Below are 4,129 nucleotides of genomic sequence, written 5' to 3' on the forward strand. Positions count from 1 at the left end.
CGGCCACGCAGCATATCAAAAAATATCCAGGTAACACCTGCCGCGGCAGATGCTGTTGTGCTTGTAGCCAGTGCCGTAACGGCTAAATGATTTGCACCAAATGCCGAGCCTGCATTAAAACCAAACCAACCGAACCATAATAATCCGGTACCTATCATTACGTAAGTGATACGTGCGGGTGCGTGGTTTGCTTCGTTACGGCGTTTTAAAAATAATGCCGACGCCAATGCCGCCCAACCTGCCGACATGTGTACAACTGTACCACCCGCAAAATCAAGCACGCCTAATTTAGCCAACACACCATCCGGGTGCCAGGTAGCGTGCGCCAGTGGCGAGAAAATGAATATAGAGAACAGTACCAAAAAGATAATATATGAGTTGAAGCGGATACGCTCTGCAAATGCACCGGTGATAAGCGCCGGTGTGATGATAGCAAACTTTAACTGGTACATGGCAAATAATAACAGCGGAATGGTTGGTGCTGCCTTCCAACTTGCATTACCTAGCATACCTTTCATCATAAAAAAGGTTGATGGGTTACCAATTATGCCGCCAATGCTATCGCCAAAGGCTAAACTGAAACCAAATATACCCCAAAGCACCGTAATGATAACCATACACACAATACTTTGCAGCATTGTTGATATTACGTTCTTTTTATTCACCATACCGCCGTAAAAAAAGGCAAGTCCGGGCGTCATTATTAAAACAAGCGCTGTTGACATCAGCATCCAGGCAATATCACCAGTGTTAAAGTTAGATTTTACTGTTTTATCATATTCTATCGAAGGAAAAATAAACGTAAGTGATAAAATAACCAGAATTACAAAAAAGGGAAAGTAACGTTTCATATCAAATTAAAACCATTTATTAAAACGGCCTCAATTTATACATTTTTACGAGATAATTTTGCAAAAAATGAAACAATTATAGGAATTTCATTAAAAAATCAGGAAAAATTCCAAATATTATTAGCAATAATGCAATTACAGAAGAAAACACTACCAAATTAGTAGAATACGAAATTTCATTCGGAACAATTTCTGCCCTTTTCAAAAATAAATTAAGCGGGATCTTAATATAATAGAATAGACCAACAACAGTAGTAACCGCGCCGGTAATTAATAAACCCATTAGCCATACATCATGCGTTTGCTGGTAAACGCTATAAACCGCCGAAAACACAAACAGCTTACCCGTAAACCCGGCACTTATAGGTATCCCGGTTAAAGAAATTAAGACGATAACAAAACAAACCGAAGCAAGCGGGTATTTAAAGCCAAGGCCTTTGTAATCGCTCATGTTGGTGATGCCCTCGTTGTTCTCAAAATAATTGGCCAGCGCCAAGGCGGCAATGTTGGCCAGGCCATACATTAACAAATAATAGGTTAAAGCCGATAAACCTTGGGTATTAAATGTGACAAGTGCCATTAAAGCAAAACCGGTATGCGCAATACCCGAATAGGCCAACATTCTTTTTACACTATTTTGTAAAACAGCAGCAAAATTGCCCAATATCATGGTAAGTATACCAATGGCCGATAATACCAGCCTGAAATCAAAACCTTTCCAGTTATTATAAAAGCCTTGTTGGGCCACAAAAGGTGCTACAAAGTTTACAACTAATGCAAAAGCAGCAATTTTTGGCAAGGTTGACAGATAGGCCGTTACCGGCGTAGCTGCACCTTCATAAACATCGGGGACGTAAAAATGCACCGGAACAAAAGACAGTTTAAAGCCGATACCGATAAACACTAATGCTAATGCAAACGACACACTCAGATTATTTGCATGCAAAAGCCCGGTTGCCATTTGCTGCGAGAACAGATCGAGCGAGCCGCTATAAGCATATATCAGCGAGATACCATAAAGCATTACTGCCGATGCCGCAGCACCAAAAAGCACATATTTTAAACCGGCCTCCGTGCTTTTAGCATTTTCGGTACGGTATGATGCCAGCAGGTACGACGAGATGGATACCATTTCAATAGCGAGGTAAACCGATAACAGGTTTGTCGCCATCGTCATTAAATGCAGCCCCAATACCGAGCCTACTACGATGCTGTACAAGTCCGATAGACCTTTTTTATGTTCCTGCAGTTTTCTGTCCCAGGCAAAATACAGCAATAATATAAACGCCAGCACATCAATAATAAATTTAAATGCAATTGCGGTGCGGTGCAGTATCAGCATATTACTAAATATGGGTACGGCATCTGCCCCGGTTATTGCTACCTGCTGCAGAACCTTAAATATTACCAGCAGCATGCCCACGCTTGCCACTATGCGGCAAAGCTTGGCGGAGTTTTTCCCAAATAAAAGATCTGTTACCAACACCACTATAAACAGTACAGTTAAATAAACTTCGGGCATAAAGTAGGGCAAGCTGCCTAAAACATCATTTAACTGGGCGGTAATGTGGGGTAACAGATCCTTCATTTATATTAGCGTAATACGTTTTGAGTAAAAGCAATTAAGGCCAACACCGAATCATTTATTTTACCCAACACCAGCGATGGCATAATGCCCAATACTAGTGCGATAAGCGCCAGCGGCAGTAAGGTAGCCGTTTCGCGGAAGTTGATATCAGTTAACGCTACTTTCCAAACGTCGCCACCTTTTAGGGATACACCACCGAAAAACATACGCTGCAATGTCCATAAAAAGTAAGCGGCACTCAGCAAGATACCTACCGAACCGCAAATGGCCATCCAATAAGGCAGCAAGCCATTAACCGAATGCGATTTGAATGCGCCTGCTAACGAGAAGGCTTCGGCTACGAAAGCGGAGAAACCCGGCAAACCTAACGATGCGAAGAATGCTATCATTACGTAAACCGTATAGCGTGGCATCAGTGTACCTAATCCACGGAAATTGTATATATCTCTATCATGTACACGGTTGTATATCACCCCTACTAAAAAGAACAGCATGGTTGATAAAAACCCGTGACTAACCATTTGAAGCACTGCACCGCTGATACCTTCGGCAGTATTAGAGGCGAGGCCCAGCAATACAAACCCCATGTGCGATACAGATGAATAAGCTATCATGCGTTTTAGATCGCGTTGCGCAAGGGCGTTGAACGCGCCGTATAAAATAGATATCACACCCAGTAATCCTAACCAAAATGCCCCGGATAAAGCCACATCAGGGAAAATGCCTATACAGATACGGATGATACCGTAACCGCCTATTTTCAGCAAGATACCTGCAAGAATAATAGATACCGGGGTTGGCGCTTCTACGTGTGCATCGGGCAACCAGGTATGTAACGGCACCACCGGAACTTTAATGGCGAATGCAATAAACAACACCACAAAACCAACGGCCCGGGCGGGCATACCCAATATAGTAGCATGACTAAAAATAGAAAACACCGAACCCTCTATATAATTAGCCGGGTTCATCATGTGGATGATATTGAAGGTATGGTTACCGGTAGCAGGATCTTTAACCGACAGATATAAACCTACCATCACCAGCAGCATAAATACCGAACCGAATAAGGTATACAGGAAGAATTTTATAGCTGCATATTCACGCCGTGCGCCGCCCCACATGCCTATCAGGAAGTATAAAGGCAGTAACATTAATTCGTAAAAGGTATAGAACAGGAAGAAATCCAGCGCACAAAACACGCCTACAACAGCCATGTCCAGCAGCAGGAACAGCGCGAAAAACCCTTTAAGATTACTGGTTATCTCCCAGGATGCAATAGCAGCGATCACCATCACCAGCGAGGTCATCACCAATAAGGTGACAGATATACCATCTATCCCCACAAAATATTCAATCTGCATTTTACCCATGGCGCCTAAGTCGAGGCTTATCCAGGGTAGTTTTTGTACAAACTGAAACTGATCTTCATGATTAATGCCCGCGAACGCCGCCCCTGTTTGAAAGTGCAGATAAATATATATACTGAAACACAATTGCAATAGAGTGGCAAATAACGTTATGTATTTGAAACTCGCACGCAATGATGATGGCAGCAACAGAATAACTAAGCCAAACAGTATGGGTGTAAAAATGAGCAGGGTTAATATATTCATCAGGTCCAGATCAGTTTTAAAATAAATACGGTGATCAGCACTAATAACATGCTGAATAAATAATATTGAATTTT

At 42.2% G+C, this 4,129-nt stretch carries 3 protein-coding genes; all 3 read right to left on the bottom strand.

The features are described 5' to 3' along the window. On the bottom strand, positions 1-851 hold an 851-nt coding region (locus JWQ85_RS12780; protein WP_299468518.1), incomplete at its 3' end, for an ammonia channel protein. 76 nt (positions 852-927) lie between these two features. Next, positions 928-2,439: an NADH-quinone oxidoreductase subunit N gene (locus JWQ85_RS12785; RefSeq protein WP_299468520.1), complete on the bottom strand. Its 1,512-nt coding sequence runs from the start codon at positions 2,437-2,439 to the stop codon at positions 928-930. Positions 2,440-2,444: 5 nt separating this feature from the next. After that, positions 2,445-4,055 (bottom strand): NuoM family protein, encoded by a 1,611-nt coding sequence (locus JWQ85_RS12790; protein ID WP_299468522.1) that lies wholly within the window; start codon positions 4,053-4,055, stop codon positions 2,445-2,447. Positions 4,056-4,129 lie beyond the last annotated feature (74 nt).

It is taken from the genome of Mucilaginibacter sp., assembly GCF_028288105.1.
In the GTDB taxonomy this organism is placed as follows: domain Bacteria; phylum Bacteroidota; class Bacteroidia; order Sphingobacteriales; family Sphingobacteriaceae; genus Mucilaginibacter.